This is a genomic window from Vibrio sp. Vb1554 (assembly GCF_033344235.1).
On sequence record NZ_JAWPOJ010000013.1, the window covers coordinates 95205 to 119327 of the forward strand.

A 24123-nucleotide genomic window follows, 5' to 3' on the forward strand; every position below is an offset into this window, starting at 1 on the left:
ACGTAATTTAAGGTTCACCATGTTACAAGAATTTAACCAAAACCAAAAAGCGAAAGTTGCGGTTTGTCTTAATAAGGCAAACTCATCAGATCTTGCTTGGTGGCGCACTTGGACTAGTTCTTGGTGGGCAAACGTATACTTCTAGTTTATAGAACCAAACGTTGTAAAGCCCGCTACTTAAGCGGGCTTTTTTGTTTTGTTGCTCATTTCACATTCAACTGCCTAAACATTAATCGAATATAGCCAACTCTAGATTGGGAGAACGTTTGCTTTATGCGACTATGTACGGCAGGAAGATTTAAACAGCTACAAGGAGGTCTTGTGAACAAGGCCATTGAAATTAAGAAACTTGGACAGCTTGAAGCGCTAACGGCTTCCGTCCCTTATACTCAAGACCCGACTCGCTTGTTCCACACACTATGTGAGAACAAAACTGACAGCCTATTGCTGGAATCTGCTGAGATCGATTCAAAGCAAAATTTAAAATCCCTGCTGATCGTAGATTCAGCGGTTCGCATTGTTTGCTTCGGCCATACCGTTAGCATGCACGCCTTGACCAATAACGGTAAAAACCTACTGTCTCACCTAAACCAGAACATCCGTGGTGACGTTGAGAGCAAGTTCGATGGCGAAACGCTAACTTTGCAGTTTAACCAGCCATGCGACACGTTAGATGAAGACTCTCGCCTACGTGAAGCCTCTTCTTTCGATGCGCTGCGTTTGGTTCAGCATAGTTTTGATATTTCACAGCAAGACAAACACGCAATTTTCCTTGGTGGTCTGTTTGCCTACGACTTAGTCGCAAACTTTGAGCCGCTTGGTAATGCCGAAGCAACAAATCAGTGTCCAGATTACGTTTTCTACGTCGCGGAAACACTACTTGTTGTCGACCATCAAACGGAATCTTGCCAGCTTCAAGCGACGTTGTTTGTTGATGGTTCAGAGAAAACAACGTTGGAGACTCGTATTGCAGAAATTAGCGCCCAGTGTGCAGCGCCAAAACTGTTGCCGAGTGCAGAGCAAATAACAGATGTAACGGTAGAACCTAGCGTGTCTGATGCAGACTTCTGCCAAACCGTTCGCGACTTAAAAGAGTTCGTAGTGAAAGGCGATGTATTCCAAGTTGTACCGTCTCGTAGATTCACTCTACCTTGTCCTTCTCCACTGGCGGCTTATAAAGAACTGAAACAAAGTAACCCAAGCCCTTACATGTTCTACATGCAAGATGAGCTGTTCACTCTGTTTGGCGCATCACCAGAAAGCGCGCTTAAGTATGAAACCGATACCAACCAAATTGAAATCTACCCAATCGCAGGCACACGTCGCCGTGGTAAACGCCCGAATGGAGAGATTGATTTCGACCTAGATAGCCGCATCGAACTTGAACTGCGCACAGACATGAAAGAAAACGCAGAACACATGATGTTGGTTGACTTGGCACGTAACGACGTCGCTCGTATTGCTCAAGCTGGTACTCGCCACGTAGCAGACCTTCTAAAAGTCGACCGCTACAGCCACGTAATGCACTTGGTGTCTCGTGTGGTTGGTCAACTGCGTGAAGACCTAGACGCCCTGCACGCATACCAAGCATGTATGAACATGGGTACGCTCACCGGCGCACCTAAGATTCGTGCCATGCAGTTGATTCGCGATGTAGAAGGCGCACGACGCGGTAGCTACGGCGGCGCTGTTGGCTACCTCACTGGTGAAGGCACACTCGACACCTGTATCGTGATCCGCTCAGCGTACGTTGAGAACGGCATTGCTCAAGTTCAAGCTGGTGCTGGCGTGGTGTTCGACTCTGATCCACAAGCGGAAGCAGACGAAACGCGCGGCAAAGCACAAGCGGTAATCTCTGCTATCCAAGCAGCGCATAAGTCACAATAAGGAATAGGGTTCAGAGATGGCTAATATCATTTTTATCGATAACTTTGACTCGTTCACCTACAACCTTGTGGATCAGTTCCGCTCGCTAGGTTACTCAGTCAAGATTTACCGAAACAACATCCCAGCAGAAACCATCGAACAAGCGGTAAACGAGCTTGAAAACCCAGTGGTTCTGCTATCACCAGGTCCTGGCGCACCGTCAGAGGCAGGCTCAATGCCAGAGCTTATCCAACGTATGAAAGGCAAAGTGCCAATGATTGGTATTTGTCTTGGTCACCAAGCGATTGTTGAAGCATACGGCGGCACCGTTGCTGGCGCGGGCGAAATCATTCACGGTAAGGTCTCTATGATGGAGCACCAAAACCATGCGATTTACCAAAACCTACCATCACCACTTGCAATTGCACGTTACCACTCGCTGGTTGCGACCAAGGTTCCTGAGAGCCTAACCATCACAGCAGAAGTGGATAACTTGGTAATGTCTGTTGTACATGAAGAAGATAAAGTTTGCGGGTTCCAGTTCCACCCGGAATCTATTATGACGACCTACGGAGCAACACTGTTGGCCAATGCCATTGAATGGGCACTTGAAGAACAAACTTCAGCGAACCCACTCACTGCTTAAATAGCACTTGGCACATAAGAAATTTAGGAGAGGAAATATGGAAGCAATCATCAACCCTATTATTACCAAACTGTACGAGCAAGAATCGCTTACTCAGGAAGAGAGCCAACAGCTATTCGACATCATTATCCGTGGTGAACTAGACCCAATTTTAATGGCGTCAGCACTGACTGCACTAAAAATCAAAGGTGAAACACCGGATGAAATTGCAGGCGCGGCAAAAGCGCTGCTGGCAAATGCAAACCCATTCCCTCGTCCAGATTATGATTTCGCAGATATCGTAGGTACTGGCGGCGACGGTCACAACACCATCAACATTTCAACCACTGCGGCGTTTGTTGCTGCAGCATGTGGTCTAAAAGTAGCGAAACACGGCAACCGCAGCGTTTCAAGCAAATCGGGTTCTTCTGACCTTCTTGATTCATTTGGTATCAACCTAGCTATGAGCGCAGAAGATACGCGCAAAGCGGTAGACGATATTGGTGTTGCTTTCCTATTTGCACCTCAATACCACGGTGGTGTGCGCCATGCGATGCCAGTGCGTCAAACCATGAAAACACGCACTATCTTTAACATTCTTGGCCCACTGATTAACCCTGCTCGTCCTAACATCGAATTGATGGGCGTTTACAGTGAAGAACTGGTTCGTCCTATCGCAGAAACCATGCTACAAATGGGTATGAAGCGCGCCGCTGTAGTACACGGCAGTGGTTTGGACGAAGTAGCAATTCACGGTGAAACAACCGTTGCCGAAATCAAAGACGGTAAGATCACAGAATACAAATTAACGCCTGCAGACTTCGGTCTAGAAGCGCACCCACTAGAAGCAATCAAAGGTGGCGATCCTGAAGAAAACAAAGCGATCATTACCAATATTCTGACGGGTAAAGGTACAGACGCACAATTGGGCGCAGTGGCGGTGAACGTTGCTCTGCTAATGCGTCTATTCGGCCACGAAGATTTAAAAGCCAACACGCAACAAGCGATTGAGGCAATGAATTCAGGCAAGGCGTACCAATTGGTACAACAACTTGCCGCACACGCTTAAGGAATTGCAGAAGATGACTGACTTCAACACTCAGCAAGCTGACAACCTGTCTGAACACGTTTCTAAGAAAGAAGCAGAAATGGCAGAAGTACTGGCGAAAATTGTCCGCGACAAATATCAGTGGGTAGCAGACCGTAAGGTGTCTCAGCCGCTAAGCACATTTCAGTCTGATTTACTGCCATCGGACCGCAGCTTCTACGATGCTCTGAGTGGCGAAAAGACGGCCTTCATCACCGAATGTAAGAAGGCATCTCCTTCTAAAGGTTTGATTCGTGATCACTTCGACTTGGATTACATTGCATCGGTTTACAACAACCATGCTGATGCGATTTCAGTCCTAACAGACGAGAAGTACTTCCAAGGTAACTTTGACTTTCTTCCTCAAGTGCGTGGCCAAGTCAAACAACCGGTTCTGTGCAAAGACTTCATGGTAGATACCTACCAAGTTTACCTAGCGCGTCATTACAGTGCTGATGCCGTGCTACTGATGCTTTCTGTCCTGAATGACGAAGAGTACAAAGCGCTAGAGGAAGCAGCGCACAGCCTGAACATGGGTATCTTGACCGAAGTCAGCAACGAAGAAGAGCTTCATCGTGCCGTTAAGCTTGGCGCACGCGTTATCGGCATTAATAACCGTAACCTTCGCGACCTAAGTACTGATTTGAATCGTACTAAAGAACTGGCACCGACCATTCGCGAACTGGCTCCTAACGCAACAGTAATCTCAGAATCTGGCATTTATACGCATCAACAAGTTCGTGATTTAGCGGAATACGCAGACGGCTTCTTGATTGGTAGTTCACTGATGGCGGAAGACAACCTAGAACTTGCTGTACGTAAAGTGACGTTAGGCGAAAATAAAGTGTGTGGCTTAACGCATCCAGATGACGCAGCAAAAGCATATCAAGCAGGCGCAGTATTTGGTGGCCTGATTTTTGTCGAGAAGTCGAAGCGTGCGGTCGACCTTGAAGGTGCGCGCTTAACCATGAGCGGTGCGCCACTGAACTATGTAGGCGTGTTCCAAAATCACGATATCGATTTTGTTGCTTCTGTCGTGACCTCTTTGGGTTTAAAAGTGGTGCAACTGCACGGTCAAGAAGACCAAGCTTACGTAAACCAACTCAAAGCCGAACTGCCAGCAGCGGTAGAAATTTGGAAAGCTTACGGCGTGACTGATGCCAAGCCAGAATTGCTAGCAGACAACATTGATCGCCATTTATTAGATGCGCAAGTTGGCACTCAAACTGGCGGAACTGGTCAAGTGTTCGACTGGTCACTGATCGGCGACCCAAGTCAAATTATGCTAGCGGGCGGACTGTCGCCAGAAAATGCTCAACAAGCAGCGACACTAGGTTGCTTGGGATTAGATTTAAACTCTGGTGTAGAAAGCGCACCAGGCAAAAAAGATTCACAGAAGTTGCTCGCGGCCTTCACCGCCATTCGCAGCTACTAAAGCTGGATATCAGCTAAAAAATTTAAAGCTATTCGTAGCGAAAAATACGAGAAGGAATATAACGATGGCAAAACTGAATGCCTACTTTGGCGAATACGGCGGTCAGTACGTTCCGCAAATTCTAGTTCCAGCACTGGAGCAACTAGAGCAAGCGTTTATAGACGCGCAAGAAGATCCAGAATTCCGCAGTGAGTTCATGACGCTTCTTCAAGAGTATGCGGGCCGTCCAACGGCTTTGACTCTAACTCGTAACCTAACCAAAGGTACGAAAACCAAACTGTACCTAAAACGTGAAGACCTACTTCACGGTGGCGCGCACAAGACCAACCAAGTGTTAGGTCAAGCTCTGCTTGCGAAACGCATGGGTAAAAACGAAATCATCGCAGAAACAGGCGCAGGCCAACACGGTGTTGCAACCGCACTAGCGTGTGCACTACTTGGCCTTAAGTGTCGCGTTTACATGGGTGCAAAAGACGTTGAGCGTCAAAGCCCGAACGTATTCCGTATGAAGCTAATGGGCGCAGAAGTTATTCCTGTCCACTCGGGTTCAGCGACACTTAAAGATGCATGTAACGAAGCGCTGCGCGACTGGTCTGCAACTTACGAAGACGCGCACTACCTACTAGGTACAGCGGCAGGTCCTCACCCATTCCCAACGATCGTGCGTGACTTCCAACGCATGATCGGTGAAGAAACGAAGAATCAGATTTTGGCACGTGAAGGCTGTCTTCCTGATGCGGTTATCGCATGTGTGGGCGGTGGTTCAAACGCGATTGGTATGTTTGCTGACTTCATTGAAGAAGAAAGCGTTCGCCTAATTGGTGTAGAGCCAGCAGGTAAAGGTATCGATACTGACCAGCACGGTGCACCACTTAAACACGGTAAAACGGGCATCTTCTTCGGCATGAAAGCACCGTTGATGCAAGATCCAAACGGCCAAGTTGAAGAGTCTTACTCAGTATCTGCTGGCCTTGATTTCCCTTCAGTTGGTCCACAACACGCACACCTAAACGCAATTGGCCGTGCTGAATATGACAACGTGACGGATGATGAAGCACTAGATGCATTCCAGGAAATTGCGCGTAACGAAGGTATCATCCCTGCTCTAGAATCTTCTCACGCACTGGCTCATGCACTGCGTATGGCTCGTGAGAATCCAGAAAAAGAACAATTGTTAGTTGTGAACCTATCAGGTCGTGGTGATAAAGATATCTTCACTGTACATGCCATCCTAGAAGAAAAAGGAGCGATCTAATGAGCCGTTATGCAAAGATGTTTGAGCGCCTAAACGAGAAAAACCAAGGCGCGTTTGTACCGTTCGTAACGGTTTGCGATCCAAACGCAGAACAGTCTTACAAGATCATGGAAACATTGGTTGAGTCGGGCGCAGATGCCCTAGAACTCGGTATTCCATTCTCAGATCCTCTTGCGGATGGCCCAACTATCCAAGGTGCGAACATTCGTGCTCTAGATTCAGGTGCAACACCAGATATCTGCTTCGAGCAAATTGGTAAGATCCGAGCTAAGTACCCAGAGTTGCCTATTGGCCTTCTGATGTACGCGAACCTTGTTTACTCTCGTGGTATCGAGAACTTCTATGAGCGTTGTGCAAAAGCAGGTATCGATTCTGTTTTGATTGCAGACGTACCAACTAATGAAAGTGCTGAATTTGTTGCTGCTGCAGAAAAGTTTGGTATTCACCCAATCTTCATCGCACCACCAACGGCAAGTGATGAAACACTGAAGCAAGTATCAGAGTTGGGTGGCGGCTACACTTACCTACTCTCTCGTGCAGGTGTTACTGGCGCAGAAACCAAAGCAAACATGCCTGTAGGTCATATGCTCGATAGACTGAACCAATTTGATGCGCCACCAGCGCTACTTGGTTTTGGCATCTCAGAGCCAGCACAGGTGAAACAAGCACTAGAATCTGGTGCGGCTGGTGCAATTTCTGGTTCAGCCGTGGTAAAAATCATTGAAGCGAACGTTGAGCAACCACAAATTATGCTCGACAAGCTAGGTGAATTCGTTTCTGCAATGAAAGCTGCCACTCAAAAATAATTTCAGTTTGATATGACACAACAACGTCCGCTTAACATTATGTTTAGTGGGCGTTTTCTTACTATCGTGTTTATACCACGTCATTTTTTGTTCAACGCCCGCACTTTCCAAATCTATCTCAAGCAGAGCACTCAAAGAGTGTTAAGCTTGGGTAACTTAACTAACTCAATAAAGCAATGTGCAGTAAGGTTGCTACATGGAAGAAGTCAAAACACTGCTAGCCAAATGTCCTGTACTATCAGGGCTGCCAGATAAAGGGCTTAGTGAAGCAGCGCAAATGACTAAGGTTCGCTGCTTCGACGAAAAAGCACTGATTTGCAATAAAGGTGCGCTTCAATCTTCTCTTATGGTCATAGCTCAAGGTGCAGTGAGAGTGAACTCAATTAGTTCAAAAGGCAAAGAAGTCACACTGATGATTTTCGAAGCTGGTGGCTGGTTTGGAGACAATGTTTTTTCTCCCGGTATGCCTCGTATTTTTGGTGCGACCGCGCATTCTGACGTGACTGTAATGGAGCTTCCTGGAGATAAATTTCGCCAATTACTCGCCAAATACCCTCAAAGTTACCCCACTATACTCGACTTACTTAGCCGCCGCTTGTGGTCTGCTATTTCTGTTATCGAAGATGACGCGATTAGAGGAATTGAAGAACGAGTCGCCAAAAGGTTACTGCTGCTTGCAGAATACCAACTTAATCAAGCGATCGATACTCGACCATGCGTTGTCAGGGTAACAAGAGAACATATCGCTAACATGATGGGGCTAACTCGTCAGAGCGTACACAAGATACTAAAACGATTAGAAAGTATCGGGATGCTAGAGCTAAACTATGGCTCAGTAACCATTACCAATCCGAAACGCTTAGAAGAATACTTTAAAGAACTCGAGCAATAGATCCATTCAACAAACGGTAAGTATTGTCTAACGACAGCTAAAAAGCTTATGCATCTAATTGGTTAAGAGCACAACACCATTTGCGCTTAGGCAAGTGGCGCTGTGACACAAAAACCATTGAATTGACTAAGCTATATTCAATTCAGATTTCAACTCACGTTTCAAAATCTTTCCTGTCGCACTCATCGGGAGGTGTTCACGAATTTCGACATAACGAGGATATTTAAACGAGGCTAATTGCTCTTTACCCCACTTTTGTAATGAATCGGCGTCAATATATTCTTTTGGTTTAAGTACAACGTAGGCTTTTATCTCTTCGCCATACTCTTCATTTGGAATCCCTATCACCGCTACCATTGAAACTGCAGGATGAGTCATGAAAACTTCTTCAATTTCTCTGGGATAAACATTAAATCCACCTCGAATGATCAGATCTTTCATTCTATCGACAATAAATAAATTACCTGAACTGTCAAAGCGGCCCACATCACCAGTATGGAACCAACCATTTTGTAGCGCAGATTCAGTAACTTCTGGACGGTCAAGATATCCCTTCATAACATTATGACCACGCACAACAATCTCACCTTCTTCGCCTATCGGTAGTGCATTGCCTTCAATGTCGATAACTCTTACTTCGACGCCTTGAACCGGTTGACCTACCGAGCCTGGTATACGCTCCTGATCCAAATGATTAAAACATGCAATAGGACTTGTCTCCGACAAGCCGTACCCTTCTAAGATCGGCACATTAAATGTTTCTTCAAAGGTTCGAAAGATTTCGGTTGGCAATGACGCACCACCGCTTACTGCAACACGCAATGACGAGGTATCAAATTGATGCTGCACATGAAGCAGACCGATGTACATCGTTGGCACACCAGCAAATATCGTCACCCTATGTTTTTCCACCAGTTCAAGAACATGTTTAGGCTCAAACCTAGGCACTAACACCAATGTTGCCCCGCCCAAAACACTAGCATTTAAGTGGACGGTTTGACCAAATGTATGAAATAAAGGCAAAGTTACTAAGTGAATATCATCGGCCTGGCTGCCCATAATATTTTGTGCCACCAGAGCGTTCATTATGATGTTCTGCTGAGTCAGCTCAGCGCCTTTTGGTAAGCCTGTCGTCCCTGATGTATACAAAATCACACATGTATCATCCGCATTACGCGGTATATAATCCGGCAACGGTTGGACATCGGCTATAAACGCATTGAGAGTTATTACACCATTCCAATAGCTTTCATCTTGAGATTGAGTCAATACGACTATGCCTTCGCATGTATCGACTTGTTCAAAGGCTTTGACACCCTCTTTTGCCATTGGCAGTTCTTTCGTCCCTTCAAAGCAGAAATAAAACTTCGCTTTTGAATCTTCTAAGTGATACTTAATTTCTCGCGCTTTCAAAAGCACATTTAATGGGACTGCAACCGCGCCAGCTTTTTGTGTTGCATAATAAACAAACGCGAAAAAAGGAATGTTTGGGCATGAAATCGCAACGCGGTCACCTGGCTTTACGCCTTTATTGATTAAAGACGCTGCGATCTTGCCGGCGATCGCATCAAACTGCGCATAATTTATCTTTTCAGTGCCACATATCAACGCCGTTTTATCTGGTTTACTCGCAGCATTTCTTTGTAACGCAGCAGCAAGATTCATCATAGTCTCTTCACCTCTTACTTGTCTTTCTCGTCTAATCAGCTCAGGAGCATTAACTAAGCAAGTTATCTCTAACACTGGATCGTCAGCATTTGAGTCTCACCAGTCATTACAATTTAACATTATGTTTACAACGCAATTAGAGCCAAGAATGTAAAGCAATTAACATTTCAGAAGGCAAATTAATAAAAGTGTGAGCTTGAAAGAGATGAATTGTTATAAATATCAACCCAAGTCACTAAAAACTCTGACTGCAATAGCAAATACAAAAGCGGTTAAAATTAACAAAAAGAAAACAAATAAAGAAAAATAAACTTGAACAATCCTAAACGCGACCCTTATAAGAAAAATCAATAGCAAACGTTTGCTATTGAACAAAACTTTATCGTTCGTCAATAAAATATCGATTAATCCATCAATAATACCTTGCTGCATATTGCCAATTGTAAACGATAAGTGTAAAAAGCAAGGCGAGATAATTATCCGTAAATCCATTTATGGTTAGTGGGTAATTTTAGGATTTTACATTTTATTAGCACAGAGGTTATGGAAGTGTTAAAAGAAAAGAGTTTGCTAAACAACATTGGCGTACAAGTCGTAATCGCCATGATCGTGGGCACAGCCGTTGGTGCCATGATGGGTCATGATGCGACAGTGTTCGCTCCTTTAGGTGCTATCTTTATCAACTTAATCAAAATGTTGGTTATTCCTTTGGTCGCTGTAGCCTTGATTTCTGGCGCCGCTGGTCTTGGGAACAGCCAGTCAGCAGGTAAAGTTGGTATCGTCACTCTAGGTTATTTTGGTTTAACATCCGCCCTAGCCGTTGCGCTTGCACTATTTATGGGTGAAGTATTCCAACCAGGCATGGGTATCGACGTCTCTGGCGTTGAAGGCATGTTCTCAGCAGAATACGCTTCAAAAGGTGAACTACCTACTTTCTGGGCAACCATCACTGGTATGATCCCAACCAACGTTTTCCAATCACTAAATGAAGCAAACATCCTACAGATACTCGTTTTCTGTATGTTCTTTGGTATTGCGATTTCTAAGCAAGCAAAAGAACGTCGTGAACCAATCATCAATGGTGTTAACTGCATCGTTGACGCAATGGTTTGGATGATCAACAAAGTAATGATCATTGCACCTATCGGTGTATTTGGTCTGATGGCAGAAGCCGTCGGTACGTTCGGTTTTGGTGCGCTAATGGTGGTGTTTAAACTGTTCGTTGTTTACGTTGCCGCCATCCTAATCTTCGGTTTCGTTGTTTACCCAGCAATGGTGCATGTTTTCACGAAGACATCTGCGAAGAAATTCCTGTCTTCAATGAAGAAACCGCAAGCAGTTGCGCTTTCAACAGCGTCTTCTATGGCAACACTGCCTGTCACAATGGACACCTGTGAAAAAGAGCTGGGCGTAAAAAATTCAACTGCATCATTTGTTCTGCCTCTAGGCGCAACGATCAACATGTCAGGTAATGCGATTTACTATGGCTTGGTTGCTATCTTCTTTGCTCAACTGTTCAATATCGATCTAGGCATGGGCGCTTACATTGCAATTATCGTAACGTCTACATTGGGTGCGGTTGGTCAAGCGGGTGTTCCTGGCCCTTCTTTCCTAGTGGTTGCCGTGCTTCTTGCCGCTGGCATTCCAATTGAAGGTCTACCGCTGCTATTCGCTCTTGACCGTATTTTCGATATGATTCGTACAGCACTGAACATCACAGGTGATGCTGCATGTGCAGTTATCGTTGATGCGCTAATTGAAGAAGAAACGGCAGAAGCTGAGCTAAAAAAGCAAGAAGCCTAACCCTTTCTTGAATAGACCAAAAACCGCTCATAATGAGCGGTTTTTTTGTCTTTTCTTGCATTACGTAACTATACAAATAGAAACCGATGGCATAAATTTTTCAAAATGATATAAACCATTACAAAATATGACAAAACGTTAGAACTAGGTTATATCATGAGTCTTGAGCAATCTTTGGAATATCTCACCAAAACAAATTTGCCGATCGAATCAAAGCAGCAGGCACTGATTGACTTAGTTATTCTTACCCTAACGAAACAAAAACGAGATGCTCTTTTTCAACAGGTTGCTCTGTATCGAATAAAACTGCTTAAATCTCTCTTTCCTAAACACGCATCAAAAAGTCTTTCTGCACTATTTGAGTTAATGGATTATCGAGATTTAGTGCAACAGTATCCGACAGGTTTCTCCAAAGAGATTCGTTTACTTGAACAACTTGCCGCAGATTGTTACCCGCATTGGATGGTTTTCTGGTGTCAATGCGAGATCGAAGCAATCAAGCAAAAATATCCTTCAAACGAAGCTGCGATTCCTACTCCGCTTCCGTTTGACGACCACAGCTATACTAGCGTGTTAATTGAAGATATCGCAGATTGCGATCTTGAGGTAATGCTGCCAAATCATGCAGCGTTAATGCCGATTTCCGAAGCGATCACACTGAGTAATCTTGAGCTTTTCGTCCAAACTGAACAATGGTTTGAAATCTTGCCTCTTTTATCACTCTCGCAAAAAGGGCAGCACTTTGCCCTCTTGCTCAAATCGTCATCTTCACCAATCATGGTCTCCTCCGCTTTAGTGCAAAGCTGGCATCAACGAAATAACTGGCTCAGTTACTCACCACAGTTTAGTAACGAACAATGGCAGTTTTGCTTTCCTAATCATGGGTACAGTGTTCTCAATCAACTGGGTATTTTGGAGTGTCGTGCTCTAACTCATGAGCACACTCTTATTGAGTTTGATGCTCAGTTTCAATCTCATGTAAAGAACACTGAAGCGGTTTGCGAAGTACTGCGTCTTACGGTGGGAGGCAACATTCAACAAAAGCTGTATTTTTTGTATCTGGCGCAAAAAACTATGATGAGCGAGCTCTATAAAGCAGGCTATAAGCTCGGCTTTACCATTATTGAGCAAGTATTTATGTTAAATTTCTATCAATCTATTGATTTAAGTGCCTACTTTCACTCAGGATACCGCGACATTAATGGTGACGGTACCAAGACATACCGCGGTTTCTGGAATTTAGGTATGATGGTTGAAGCATTTCAAGACATACAATTTCGCGACTACAAACATTGCGTACGAACAAAAAGAATGGATAAAAAGGTGAATGAGCATGCTTGATGTTCATTTGCACGGTCTCTTTTACCCAAAAGCAATGGCATTGTACGCGACTGTACTAATAGTATTCGCTTGGCTACTGTATTACTGCTATCGCCTAAAACAGAAGAGTGAATCAATCTTAGGCTCGCATCACGCGCCTTACATCGCTTATTCCAGCTGTATCATTGTTTGGATAAGCAGCAACGCCTATTTCCATACCGATTTATTGCCAGAATTAGGCTCTGTTGGTGGCATTTTTATGGCTAAGTTAGCGAACTTAGCGTCTTTTTTCGCCTTTGCGTTTGCATTCTATTTTTCTTGCCAGTTAACCGCAGATGTTAAAAAAACAGCGGTCAAAGTCTGGCAAAAAGTCGTCTTTGTCGCACTAGCAACGTATTCACTGTACATCAACTTAGTGCCGAATCTTACTGTCGAAAATGTCACCATTAGTGGTCCAAGCCAGTTCGTCATTGAATTTGGCCCACATACCTCATATTTTTTCATTAGTTTGCTAGCTTTCGTGGTACTAACGCTGCTTAACTTGATTGCCATGCGCGCTAACAGCAGCAAGCTCACGCTAGCAAAAAGCAACTATATGATCGCTGGCATTTTGGTATTCATGTTATCTACGGCAGTGATACACCTTGGAATGACGTATTTCCTTGGCGACTTCTCCCTAACTTGGTTACCACCAGCACTTTCAATCAGCGAAATGTTGTTTGTCGGCTATGCCCTACTTACCTCTCGCTTCTACAGCGCTAAATATCTCACGTACTTAACGGTAAGCGCGCTCTTAGTCTGCGCCATTTTTGTTCTGCCGCTAGGGGCGATATTTATTCCTATCTCTGAAGATAACCAATGGCTTGTTGCGGTACCTTTATGCGCGCTTATCGGTATCACTTGGCACTTGCTTTTTAAGCGAGTCAGTCGTTTCGCTTCGTATTTTATTTATGGGAAACGACACACTCCCGTTCAGCAAATCCTTGGGTTAGAGGAAGAGTTTAAACGCTCAATAGATGATGCTATGCATCAGTTGGCATCGTTACTTAACATACCAAACAACAAGCTACAGCTAGTCACTAGCAATTACACAGAAACGTTTTACGAAGAGTACCTGCCGTCAAGCAAGTCAGTTCTCGTGCTTGATGAGTTGTCTGAAGAAATTGATTATGCCTCCTCTTCTAAAGGGTCTATGAGAAAGCTCTACGAGCGTATGCGCTCAAGCAATACTGCGCTCGTTATGCCTCTCTTCGGTCGTGGAAAGTCTGTTACTCACTTACTAATTTCTTCACATAAAATAGATAATAAGCTGTTTTCTAATGAAGAAATCTCAGCTCTGCAAACGTTATTAGTTCGCATCCAGAGCACCATTGAAGCCGATAGAAAGGTACGCCAAAGCCGTGCGCTGGCTAACTCCATTGCACATGAAATGCGTAACCCTCTCGCTCAAGTACAATTACAATTTGAAGCTTTAAAACAGCATATAGAGTCAAACGCCTCACTGGATATGCTAAAAAGAGAAATTGATAAAGGTGAAGCCGCTATACAACGCGGTCGACAACTTATCGATATTATTTTACGAGAAGTTAGCGACAGCTCACCAGAGCATGAGCCTTTAGCTCTCACTTCCATACATAAAGCCATCGACCAAGCAGTAAGCCGTTATGGTTTTGAAAACGATCAAATAATAGAGAGAATTAACCTGCCACAGGCACACGATTTTGTCGCGAAGTTAAATGAGACCCTGTTTAACTTTGTCATTTTCAATTTGATTCGTAACGCTATCTACTATTTTGATTCTTATCCCGACAGTCAAATTGAGATTCGTACCCAGACGGGGGCTTACGAAAACATTCTGATCTTCCGAGATAGTGGGCCAGGTATAGATAGCAGTATCTTACACAAGATATTTGATGACTTTTTCTCGTATCAAAAAAGCGGAGGCAGTGGCCTAGGTTTGGGCTATTGCCAACGTGTTATGCGCTCCTTCGGAGGACGAATAGAGTGCCAGTCTGAATTGAACGAGTTCACAGAATTCTACTTGTATTTCCCAGTCGTACCAAACGCACCAAAACCAGAGACATTAAGAGCACCGGACTTTGATAGCTGGAAAGCAACTGCATCACATTCTGAAAATCATTCAGCTCAACACGTACAAGTATCTAAAGATGCACCAACAGTGCTCATTGTTGATGACAAAGAGGTGCAACGCACCTTGGTACAGATGTATTTAAAAAGATTGGGAGTCAACAGCTTACAAGCAAATAATGGAGCCTCTGCGGTAGAACTATTCCACTCTCACAAGATTGATCTCGTTCTTATGGATGTCCAAATGCCGGTAATGAATGGATTTGACGCAAGCCAACGGATTAAGCAAATCACATCTTCCGTTCCAATCATTGCCTTATCTGGTGAGTCTGGAGCTAGAGAGTTGGAGCTAATTTCGAAACTCATGGATGACAGACTCGAAAAGCCCACCACGTTAAATGCTCTTCAAGTCGTCATCCAAAGATGGTTACAGAACGAGAATTTTGCACCTTCCAACACTTTTTAATTTGCAAATATAGAATTGGCACTAGATGTGCATTATTGGAGTAAATCGAATTATCCAGAAGGTCAAGCAGGCTGCAAATGAGTAGCGTATGAGCTTGATAAGGAGATCGCCATGTTACTTCATCGACATACATACTACGGCTTGATTCATCATGGAATCAAAACACTGTTACTTGATCGCTTAGGCCACTATACAGCAGAAGAGTATCATCAATATCTGACCCTGATGACTGGTAAATCCACTTGCTTCACGATGTCTCTCGAAGAGCTAGAAGCAACGGTCGATAACTTACTGCGGGAAGGCTATTTAGAAGATGTAAAAACGCTTATTTCCCAATATCAACGTGTGGCTTAAGGTTTAAAACTCTCAACTCTATTGCCGCTTCACGCGGCAATTTTTATTCCTTCCATTTGCTGTTTCGACGTGGAAGACGCTTGCGGGCTGTACGATATACTAAGCGTTACTATTCTTACCCTAACTTCCTCAGTATTCACATCTTGTCAGATTCAGTTAGACTGTCTTCAATTCAATAATTAGGTAGATTTTGCCATCATGAAGCAGATCCTAGACTTTATACCACTCATCATTTTCTTCGCTTTATACAAGCTGTACGACATCTACGTGGCGACAGGTGCACTAATCGTAGCAACAGCCATTCAGCTTGTCGTCACCTACGCGCTGTATAAGAAAGTCGAAAAGATGCAACTAATAACATTTGTTATCGTCACTATCTTCGGCGGCATGACCCTTTTCTTCCACGACGACAATTTTATAAAGTGGAAAGTCACCATCATTTACGCGATTCTGGCGATTGGCTTAGCAGTGAGCCACGCATTGGGAAAATCAGCCATCAAAGGTATGCTAGGCAAGGAAATTACGTTACCTGACGCTGTTTGGGCAAAGATTAACTGGGCTTGGGTTGGCTTCTTCTCATTCTTCGCTGGCCTAAATATTTATATTGCTTACGAATTGCCGTTGGATGTTTGGGTTAACTTCAAAGTATTTGGAATGTTGATCGCGACATTTGCCTACATGATTGCGACTGGCTTTTACATTTATAAACACATGCCAAAAGAACAAAAAAATAACTCATCCGATGTGTCCACTGATGATTAAAAACTCAGTTTTGCTATAATCCGCGACTTCACAGCGACCTTAGGGTCGCTGTTTTGCTCCATGTATCAGTAAACCGCTCAAACAACGTACCGTTTTCAGACCATTCTTGCTGCTGTAAACCAACTTTCTCTGGTCCGGTATCTGCGGTTTTTTAAGGACCTTTGGTTCTAGGTATTTACTATGTTGGCGCTTAGTTTGAGCGCCTTTAAGATTTAGGATGTCACAATGAGTCAAGAAATTAGCTCTCCGAAAGGTCAAATGCTGCTTCGTACCCTTGCAATGCCTGCAGATACAAACGCCAATGGCGATATTTTTGGCGGTTGGATAATGTCTCAGCTCGACTTAGCGGGCGCGATTCTGGCAAAAGAGATCTCTTGTGGTCGCGTTGTCACCGTTTCGGTATCAAGCATTACGTTCAAAAAACCTGTTGGTGTGGGCGATGTCGTATGCTGCTACGGCGAATGCACTAAGATCGGCCGCACATCCATGAGTGTCGATTTGGAAGTATGGGTCAAACCCGTCAAAGCTCACGGTGTTGGCGAACGCTTCATGGTTTGTGATGCGACCTTCAACTACGTAGCCATTGACAGTGAAGGTAAACCACGTCCGGTTCAGAATTAGTCAACCTACAACGCTAACAGTTAGAAAGGATCTCACATTTTCTGTTGTTCACTTGTGAGAGACACAAAAAAGGCGTTAAATTAACACTTTACCCTACCAATTAAGGAACTATGCTATGTGGTATGTCATCTTTTCACAGGACGTTGAGAACTCGTTGGAAAAACGCATGAGCGTTCGCCCACAACACTTGGATCGCTTACAAAAGCTACAAGACGAAGGTCGCCTTCTTACAGCTGGTCCGATGCCTGCGATAGATTCTGACAATCCTGGTGAAGCTGGATTTACGGGCTCAACTGTCATCGCTGAATTCGCCTCGCTAGAGGATGCTAAAGCGTGGGCAGAAGCCGATCCTTATGTAGCGGCTGGTGTTTACGATCATGTAATCGTGAAACCGTTCAAAAAAGTGTTTTAATTTATGAAAAAATTACTGTGTCTTTTCTTGGTATTTGGTGCTCTGGCTGGCTGTTCATCAACCGATGATAATCAGCGCCAACTTGAGCTTATGGCATCAAACCGAGCAGGAGTCTTGTCAGCGGGCCTCCCTTTAGAGTACGGCCCACTGCAAATAATGCGTGTCTCATCCAACAAAAATGTTGTAGAGATGATGATGATTTATAACGATGGCGCACTCGGTGCAAAGCCGTTAAATCAAGTACTGAATACCAGTATCTATACCTACTGCAGCAACCCAGAAGTTCGCAAGCAAATTGATATGGGCTTGATGTATCGTATTAAGGTACGTAATTCTCGCGGTCAGTTGATGGCAGATGAGTTGGTTTCCGCACAGACTTGTACTCAGGTGAAGTAGCTACAGTAATTTTTGTTGCTTTCGGCATGAGACGATGCTTCGCTATTATTGGATAATCTGAAAACGAAAGTGAACAATTAAGAATAGAAAAACGGAGACCACAGTCTCCGTTTTTATTTGCTGTAACGATGTGTTACGCCAGCTCAGCACGGAGCTTCTTCGCCGCTGAAACCAGATTTGCCAATGCGGCTTCTGTCTCCTTCCAGTTTCGTGTTTTCAGACCACAATCTGGGTTTACCCACAAACGCTGAGCCGGAATTTTGTCTGCCGCTTTCTTGATTAAACCTTCAATCCATTCTTCCGTAGGAATGTTTGGTGAGTGAATGTCATAAACACCAGGGCCAATTTCGTTCGGGTAATTGAACTCTTCAAATGCTTTCAGCAGCTCCATATTTGAGCGAGATGTTTCAATGGTAATGACGTCCGCATCGAGTGCCGCAACCGAATCAATGATTTCATTGAACTCGCTGTAACACATATGAGTGTGAATCTGAGTTTCTGGTTTTGCACTTGCCGCAGAGACCTTAAACGCATTTACGGCCCATTCTAAGTACGCTTTGTGATCGCGTTTTTTGAGTGGTAAACCTTCTCGAATGGCTGGCTCGTCAATTTGAATGATATTGATGCCTGCATCTTGCAGGTCAGACACCTCATCACGTAGTGCCAAAGCAAGTTGCTGCGCAATTTCTTGACGTGTGATGTCTTCACGTGGGAACGTCCAACATAAAATCGTTACTGGTCCAGTCAACATGCCTTTCATCTGTTTGCTGGTTAGCGATTGTGCGTACGTCGACCATTCAACTGTGATCGGTTTTTCACGTTCAATGTCAGCAACTACAATGGCAGGTTTCACACAGCGAGAACCATAACTCTGTACCCAACCAAATTTGGTCGTTTGAAAACCCGCCAAGTTCTCAGCGAAGTATTCCACCATGTCGTTACGCTCTGCTTCACCATGAACAAGCACATCTAGGTCGAGCGCCTCTTGACGTTTTACTGCGTCAGCAATATGTCCTTTAAGTGCTTGGATATATTCAGACTCAGATAATTGACCTGTACGATAAGCGCTGCGCTGCACCCGGATTTCACCCGTTTGAGGAAAAGAGCCGATTGTCGTTGTTGGCAACAAAGGCAAGCCCAATACTTCAGCTTGATGCGCAGCACGCTCTGCATAAGGTACGCTGCGCTCGGCAAGTGACGCGGTAATGTTGTTTAAACGCGCTTGTACTTGAGGTTTATTCACATGTGTTGCTGTCTTGCGCGCTTTGATTGGCTGGCTATAGGTATCACAAGCGAGAATCGCATTTTGGTCACCATCGAGCGCTCGGCCAAGCAAGGCGACTTCTGCCACTTTTTGTTTTGCAAAGGCAAACCAACTTTTTACTTCTTCGCTCAGTTCTGTTTCCAGTGCTAAATCAACAGGGCTATGTAGCAGAGAACATGAACTGGCAACCCAAAGTTTGTCGCCCAGTTTCTCTTTGACTGGCTGTAGACGCTCGAGTTGGGCACTTAAATCTGAACGCCACACATTACGACCATTCACAACACCAGCAGAAAGCACCCAATCCTCCGGTAACTTGGTAACTACATCGTCAAGCTGCTGAGGGGCGGCAGATAAATCGATATGCAAACCATCTACCGGAAGCTCTACAATTTTGCCTAGCGTATCGCTTACGGAGTCAAAGTACGTCGTTAGCAGCACTTTTACATCGCTTCGAATCACTTGGTAGGCTAGCTTAAACGAATCAGCCCATTTGCTTTCTAGCTCCAGTGACAAAATTGGCTCATCAATCTGAACCCACTCAACACCTTGACTTGCTAGCTTTGCCAAAATAGCTTGGTAAGCAGTAAGTAAGCGTGGTAGCAGGGTTAAGCGGTCAAACCCTTCTTCGACCTCTTTGCCCAAGTAAAGGTAACTGACTGGACCAAGCAAAACAGGCTTCACTTGGTGGCCAGCTTGAAGCGCTTCGTTGACTTCTTCAAACAGTTGCGGCCAGCTCACTTCAAACGTATCGTCCTTGCTGAATTCAGGGACAATGTAATGGTAGTTTGTGTTGAACCATTTGGTCATATCCGATGCCGCAGCGCCCGCACAGCTGCAACCCGCCTGAGATTGACCGCGACCCACTTTGAACAACGTATCCAGGTTAGGGAAACCATCAGCGTGACGCTTTGGCACATGACCCAATAGCAACGTGGTCGTCAGTACATGATCGTACCAAGCGAAGTCGCCAGCGGTGGCAAAACTCAAGCCAGCATCTGTTTGCGTTTGCCAGTTTTTAGCGCGCAGATCTGCTCCAACCTTTTTAAGCTCTGCTTGATCAATTTCTCCGCGCCAGTATTTTTCCTGAGCGAATTTTAATTCTCGTTTTTCACCGATGCGTGGATAACCTAATATGTGAGTCGTTGTCGCCATGTCCCTATTCCTTTCTCAATTTTGTTCAATTTGTTTGGATCAGAGCATCTTTCGGTAAAGAATAAGATGTCTGGATGGCTAAACTATCGCTCTCATCTGATATTAGAACAACGTCCATTTATTCAACTTATTTATTAAAAAAATTCATCATGAAGCGACATGATTCGCAAATAAAAACAACAAATAGACGTCTAGACGTTTACATATCCATTTTTTGTCGTTAAGTTATTTACACGATTGCTATTCTGTTCATAGCGAGCAACAAAGGATGAAAGGAATTCATGATAGAGCTAAAACATTTGCGGACACTCACTTCGCTTCGAGACACTGGCTCTCTAACGGCGACAGCGACCGCTTTGCATCTCACTCAGTCGGCACTGTCTCATCAGATCAAAGATTTGGAGGCGCGAATTGGAGGGCAACTGTTCCTGAGAAAGACTCGTCCGGTGAAGTTCACTTCAGAGGGAGAAATCCTATTGCGTCTTGCAGAAGATATCCTTCCGAAACTCGCAAGAGCAGAAAATGATTTAGCGAGCTTGAAAGAGGACGTCAATGGCCGATTACATATGGCCATTGAATGTCACTCTTGCTTCCAATGGCTAATGCCTGCACTTAGGGAGTACCAACTTGCTTGGCCTAGCGTAACATTGGACTTTTCCTCTGGTTTTGGCTTTGAACCACTCCCAGCTCTATTGGCAGGCGAACTCGATCTCGTTATTACTTCCGATATCCAACCTCGATCTGAAGTCCACTACGAGCCTCTATTCGACTTTGAAATGCGTTTAATTACCGCAACCAACCACCCATTGGCGGAAAAAGACATTATTGATCCGCAAGATCTCGCAGATCAAACCATGCTCTCTTATCCGGTTCAAAAACAAAGGCTAGACGTCGTAAAACACTTTCTTCAGCCAGCAGGAATAGAACCTGCGAAATGGAAGCAAGCCGACAACACTCTCATGTTAGTTCAGATGGTCTCTGCTGGATTAGGGGTGGCGGCACTACCCAATTGGGCGATTTCTGAATTTTCTCGCCAAGGTCTTATTACCAGTAAACCTTTCGGCCAAGGCTTATGGCGTCGCTTGTTTGCTGCAACGCGTCACTCAGAGAAAGAAAAGCGTTACTTACAAGCTTTTTTCGCAACCGCGAGGCTACAATGTAAAAGCCACCTTGACGGAATCAAGGTGGCTTAAAAGATTTGGGTTATGAAAGGCTTAGCGTTGATATGCTTTAAATTGGTTAGTCAATGGATCGTACTGATAACCGAGCATATCAAGCTTGCCGACTACAGACTCTACATCCATCTCATACACTGATACTAACTCGTCAAAACTGTCGCACTCTAAACGTAGCTTTTCGTTGACGATACCTAGCAAAATAGTGCTGTCCAGATTACCTACATTGCTTAAATCCATCGCGACTCTCCTCTTCGACAAGGTATATAAACAAGCGTAGTAGTAATCACGCGAATTTAAAGTGAGTGAGATCTAAAACGTGATCACCTTATACCCAAGCATCAAGAAAGCACTTGGATATAAGCCGTCTAACTTTGTCTTTAGAGTAGAGGTCAAGCCGCGAGAGAGAATAAACCTTGCAGGCTCGTCATCGACGCGAGTGCTAGTAACAAAGCTACGCTCAGTTGCACCTTTTCTGGTTTCTTATGCGTAAAAATATGCCAACACCACACGATAATTGAAGAAATTAGCATAGCTAAAGACAGCAAGATTGGCTGTGTTGCAGCGTTCAGTGCAGCTTCATTTAACTGGTAAGAAGCAAACAACGTTGCGATGACTAATAGCATTCCAGACACAATGCCAGTAACTGGTAAAATGCGGTGAAATGCCTGTAATCTGCTGCGAGCTATCGTAAGTAGCAATTGAGAAAATGACGCCCCAAGGAAAAATATCATTAGCGCCATCGCTATCGATGCTGGCCAGCTTGATTGCTCAAATACCTGAATACTTACATACGCAAAGGCCAAACCATTCGCTAAATGCATCGCCCATAGTGGCCCTTTTTCACGCGTTTTCTTGGTTTGAACCTGAGAATAGAAGTAGAAAATAGCAAACACGATCATAAATGCTTCAATGCGAAGTGACGCAACAGCGAGCCACAATACAGCTACTGCTGGCAACATTTTATGAAGACGTCCTCGCTGACCAGGACAAATATCGCCCTTGATTAGAAGCAAAGTCAGTAGCGCTTGTGCGCCAAATAGCATCGGAGGGAAAGTAACCAGCAATTGTTGAATCATGTTGAATGCACGCTCAAAAGTCATTTTGGGGGGCGATAATATCAAATCAACTATCGCCAAACCACCGAAAGTCGGCCCCCAAATGAGCTAAAACGGTAAGACAATTTATTCACAGAGAAGCAAGATACTTCAACGCGTCTTCCTGCGTTAAAACTCCACGGTACTCTTCTTTGGTATTACACAGTACCCAAGGGAAACGAATCCCGGTTTTAACCAACTCTCGAATAACAGAGACAGGTAAATCCTCATCAACCAACACAAATTCGGTGCTCATTATCTGATTAACAGGACGTTTCCAAATTCGGCTTTCTCGTTCAGTTTCTCGCTCTGTGCCCATCGAGGGCGTTAGGTGTAAATTCACCGTCTCTTTCGTAATTAACCCAACACAACGATTTTCATTGAGAACAACTAAAGGCAAGCTTGGATTCAAATTCATGTACTCCACTGCCAAGGAGAGCGGTTCTCCAGGGTCCATAGACCTGACTTGTTCATGGCTCACAGATTGCAACACATCACTTTGCTTAGACTCAATCGCGATGTCAGAGAACAGATGCTCATAACTGTTCGCTTTATCCATCAAATCGACAGGCACGGCAGCAGAAAATAGAAAGCCCTGCATGTAATCGACACCGATTTCTGCCAATACTTGAAGTTCTTGCTTAGATTCCACGCCTTCAGCAACCACTTTTACATTCATTTGCTGTGCAAGCTCGGTGACCATTTTCACAATGTTATAGCTGGTGCTCCCTTTATGAATGTTCTTGATGAATTTTCGGTCTATTTTCAGTAAATCAAACTGCCCTTTTTCTAGATAAGAAAAAGAAGAATACCCAGTACCGAAGTCATCAATCGCGATCTCAATGCCCTCTTTCCGCACTTCCTCTAGAGCTCGAGTATGCTCCTCATCTTGTTCAAAATACGCGGTTTCTGTTAGCTCGATAGTTACTCGCTTAGGGTCTACACCACTGGCTTTAATCAAATCATGCGACCGCTGAAGGATCTGAAGAGAATCCAATTTCGTATTGAGGGAGCGATTGATGGTCACGCCCACTTCCTCGCCATAAATTTCTTGTAAGCGCGGAAAGTGCTTCAACGCAGCTTGGCAGACCACATCATCAAGTGCCGCTATGAGTTCTAGATCTTCAATAATAGCGATCATCTTTTGCGTACAATACGCATCATTTTCATCATAGAAGCGTGCGAGAGCCTCGAACTTAACCACTCTTCCGGTTTGAACGTCGATAATCGGTTGAAAGTAAACGTCCACTAGCCCACTCTCTATTTGCGCCTCCAAAAACACCTCGAGATGTTGGCGCTTCACTAATTCAGAGTGAAGTTCACTGTCGTAAAAGTTGAAATAGCTGCCTTCACCGGAAATAGAGGACAACATCGCTTGCGCTGCATGTGCTAGCGCTTGTCTTGGTCGGTTCGTATCATAACCAAGGATTGACACACCAGTTTGGCCTTTAACGATAGTGGCATGCATTTTTGTGCCCATTTCATTTCTAAGCTCATTAAAGGTAACTCTTCACCCGCGAAGCCTTGACAGCGAAGTTATGTGACAAGGTTAACTTGATCCCATACTCAACTTGAGTGA

General features: G+C 44.5%; 21 protein-coding genes, 1 pseudogene and 1 other annotated feature. Of the genes and pseudogenes, 17 read left to right on the plus strand and 5 right to left on the minus strand.

Going from position 1 to position 24123, the window contains the following annotated elements:
* Positions 1 to 19 precede the first annotated feature (19 nt).
* The 8 genes from R8N28_RS12940 to R8N28_RS12975 all read left to right on the plus strand — a co-directional run bounded on the left by R8N28_RS12940 (position 20) and on the right by R8N28_RS12975 (position 7966).
* The gene (locus R8N28_RS12940; protein ID WP_005376787.1) at positions 20 to 145 is read left to right on the plus strand and encodes a trp operon leader peptide; all 126 of its coding nucleotides are present in this window, start codon (positions 20 to 22) and stop codon (positions 143 to 145) included.
* Positions 92 to 195 (plus strand) — a sequence feature (Trp leader region). Its footprint overlaps the gene before it by 54 nt.
* 126 nt (positions 196 to 321) lie before the next feature.
* Positions 322 to 1887 carry an anthranilate synthase component 1 gene (locus tag R8N28_RS12945; protein WP_065274672.1) on the plus strand — a complete coding sequence of 522 codons (1566 nt, stop codon included), beginning with the start codon at positions 322 to 324 and terminating at the stop codon, positions 1885 to 1887.
* A gap of 16 nt (positions 1888 to 1903) precedes the next feature.
* A complete protein-coding gene (locus tag R8N28_RS12950; RefSeq protein WP_005376785.1) occupies positions 1904 to 2512 on the plus strand; it encodes an aminodeoxychorismate/anthranilate synthase component II in 609 nt (202 codons plus the stop codon).
* Between the two features lie 37 nt (positions 2513 to 2549).
* Positions 2550 to 3560 carry an anthranilate phosphoribosyltransferase gene (gene trpD, locus R8N28_RS12955; RefSeq protein ID WP_017635721.1) on the plus strand — a complete coding sequence of 337 codons (1011 nt, stop codon included), beginning with the start codon at positions 2550 to 2552 and terminating at the stop codon, positions 3558 to 3560.
* 13 nt (positions 3561 to 3573) lie between these two features.
* Positions 3574 to 5013: a bifunctional indole-3-glycerol-phosphate synthase TrpC/phosphoribosylanthranilate isomerase TrpF gene (gene trpCF / locus R8N28_RS12960; RefSeq protein ID WP_065274673.1), complete on the plus strand. Its 1440-nt coding sequence runs from the start codon at positions 3574 to 3576 to the stop codon at positions 5011 to 5013.
* Positions 5014 to 5077: 64 nt separating this feature from the next.
* Positions 5078 to 6268 carry a tryptophan synthase subunit beta gene (gene trpB, locus R8N28_RS12965; protein ID WP_065274674.1) on the plus strand — a complete coding sequence of 397 codons (1191 nt, stop codon included), beginning with the start codon at positions 5078 to 5080 and terminating at the stop codon, positions 6266 to 6268.
* Complete coding sequence (trpA, locus tag R8N28_RS12970; protein WP_042522821.1) at positions 6268 to 7074, plus strand: tryptophan synthase subunit alpha; 807 nt, start codon at positions 6268 to 6270, stop codon at positions 7072 to 7074. Before trpB ends, trpA begins: the two co-directional genes overlap by 1 nt.
* Before the next feature lie 196 nt (positions 7075 to 7270).
* Positions 7271 to 7966, plus strand: a complete 696-nt coding sequence (locus R8N28_RS12975; RefSeq protein ID WP_005376777.1) for a Crp/Fnr family transcriptional regulator — start codon at positions 7271 to 7273, stop codon at positions 7964 to 7966.
* A gap of 126 nt (positions 7967 to 8092) precedes the next feature.
* On the opposite strand, the gene R8N28_RS12980 is transcribed toward R8N28_RS12975, so the two are convergent.
* Positions 8093 to 9634, minus strand: coding sequence for a long-chain-fatty-acid--CoA ligase (locus R8N28_RS12980; RefSeq protein ID WP_065274675.1), 1542 nt, complete (start codon positions 9632 to 9634; stop codon positions 8093 to 8095).
* A 543-nt stretch (positions 9635 to 10177) separates the two neighbouring features.
* Here R8N28_RS12980 and R8N28_RS12985 point away from each other — a divergent pair.
* From R8N28_RS12985 to R8N28_RS13020, 8 genes are all read left to right on the plus strand, one after another.
* Positions 10178 to 11437: a dicarboxylate/amino acid:cation symporter gene (locus tag R8N28_RS12985; RefSeq protein ID WP_005376774.1), complete on the plus strand. Its 1260-nt coding sequence runs from the start codon at positions 10178 to 10180 to the stop codon at positions 11435 to 11437.
* Between the two features lie 156 nt (positions 11438 to 11593).
* Positions 11594 to 12778: an acyl-homoserine-lactone synthase gene (locus R8N28_RS12990; RefSeq protein WP_065274677.1), complete on the plus strand. Its 1185-nt coding sequence runs from the start codon at positions 11594 to 11596 to the stop codon at positions 12776 to 12778.
* Entirely contained in the window at positions 12771 to 15311 is a 2541-nt protein-coding gene (locus R8N28_RS12995; protein ID WP_065274678.1) for a hybrid sensor histidine kinase/response regulator, read from the plus strand. The genes R8N28_RS12990 and R8N28_RS12995 overlap by 8 nt, the downstream gene beginning before the upstream one ends.
* 111 nt (positions 15312 to 15422) lie before the next feature.
* Positions 15423 to 15665: a hypothetical protein gene (locus tag R8N28_RS13000; protein ID WP_065274679.1), complete on the plus strand. Its 243-nt coding sequence runs from the start codon at positions 15423 to 15425 to the stop codon at positions 15663 to 15665.
* 198 nt (positions 15666 to 15863) lie between these two features.
* Positions 15864 to 16427: a septation protein A gene (locus R8N28_RS13005; protein ID WP_033905687.1), complete on the plus strand. Its 564-nt coding sequence runs from the start codon at positions 15864 to 15866 to the stop codon at positions 16425 to 16427.
* 225 nt (positions 16428 to 16652) lie between these two features.
* The gene (gene yciA, locus R8N28_RS13010) at positions 16653 to 17048 is read left to right on the plus strand and encodes an acyl-CoA thioester hydrolase YciA (protein ID WP_005376768.1); all 396 of its coding nucleotides are present in this window, start codon (positions 16653 to 16655) and stop codon (positions 17046 to 17048) included.
* A gap of 115 nt (positions 17049 to 17163) precedes the next feature.
* The gene (locus R8N28_RS13015) at positions 17164 to 17460 is read left to right on the plus strand and encodes a YciI family protein (protein ID WP_005386727.1); all 297 of its coding nucleotides are present in this window, start codon (positions 17164 to 17166) and stop codon (positions 17458 to 17460) included.
* Between the two features lie 3 nt (positions 17461 to 17463).
* A complete protein-coding gene (locus tag R8N28_RS13020; RefSeq protein ID WP_005386726.1) occupies positions 17464 to 17856 on the plus strand; it encodes a GspS/AspS pilotin family protein in 393 nt (130 codons plus the stop codon).
* A 133-nt stretch (positions 17857 to 17989) separates the two neighbouring features.
* Here the strand turns inward: R8N28_RS13020 and metE are convergent, their stop codons facing one another.
* Positions 17990 to 20272, minus strand: coding sequence for a 5-methyltetrahydropteroyltriglutamate--homocysteine S-methyltransferase (metE, locus tag R8N28_RS13025; protein ID WP_065274680.1), 2283 nt, complete (start codon positions 20270 to 20272; stop codon positions 17990 to 17992).
* 281 nt (positions 20273 to 20553) lie between these two features.
* Here metE and metR point away from each other — a divergent pair, with 281 nt between their 5' ends.
* Positions 20554 to 21465: an HTH-type transcriptional regulator MetR gene (gene metR / locus R8N28_RS13030; RefSeq protein WP_065274681.1), complete on the plus strand. Its 912-nt coding sequence runs from the start codon at positions 20554 to 20556 to the stop codon at positions 21463 to 21465.
* A 21-nt stretch (positions 21466 to 21486) separates the two neighbouring features.
* Here the strand turns inward: metR and R8N28_RS13035 are convergent, their stop codons facing one another.
* The 3 genes and pseudogenes from R8N28_RS13035 to R8N28_RS13045 all read right to left on the minus strand — a co-directional run.
* Positions 21487 to 21687, minus strand: a complete 201-nt coding sequence (locus R8N28_RS13035; protein ID WP_005376762.1) for a DUF4250 domain-containing protein — start codon at positions 21685 to 21687, stop codon at positions 21487 to 21489.
* A gap of 152 nt (positions 21688 to 21839) precedes the next feature.
* On the minus strand, positions 21840 to 22550 hold the full coding sequence (locus R8N28_RS13040; protein WP_064354144.1) for a hypothetical protein: 711 nt from the start codon (positions 22548 to 22550) through the stop codon (positions 21840 to 21842).
* 85 nt (positions 22551 to 22635) lie between these two features.
* Positions 22636 to 24045, minus strand: a pseudogene (locus tag R8N28_RS13045) (EAL domain-containing protein); the annotation flags it as partial.
* Between the last annotated feature and the right edge of the window lie 78 nt (positions 24046 to 24123).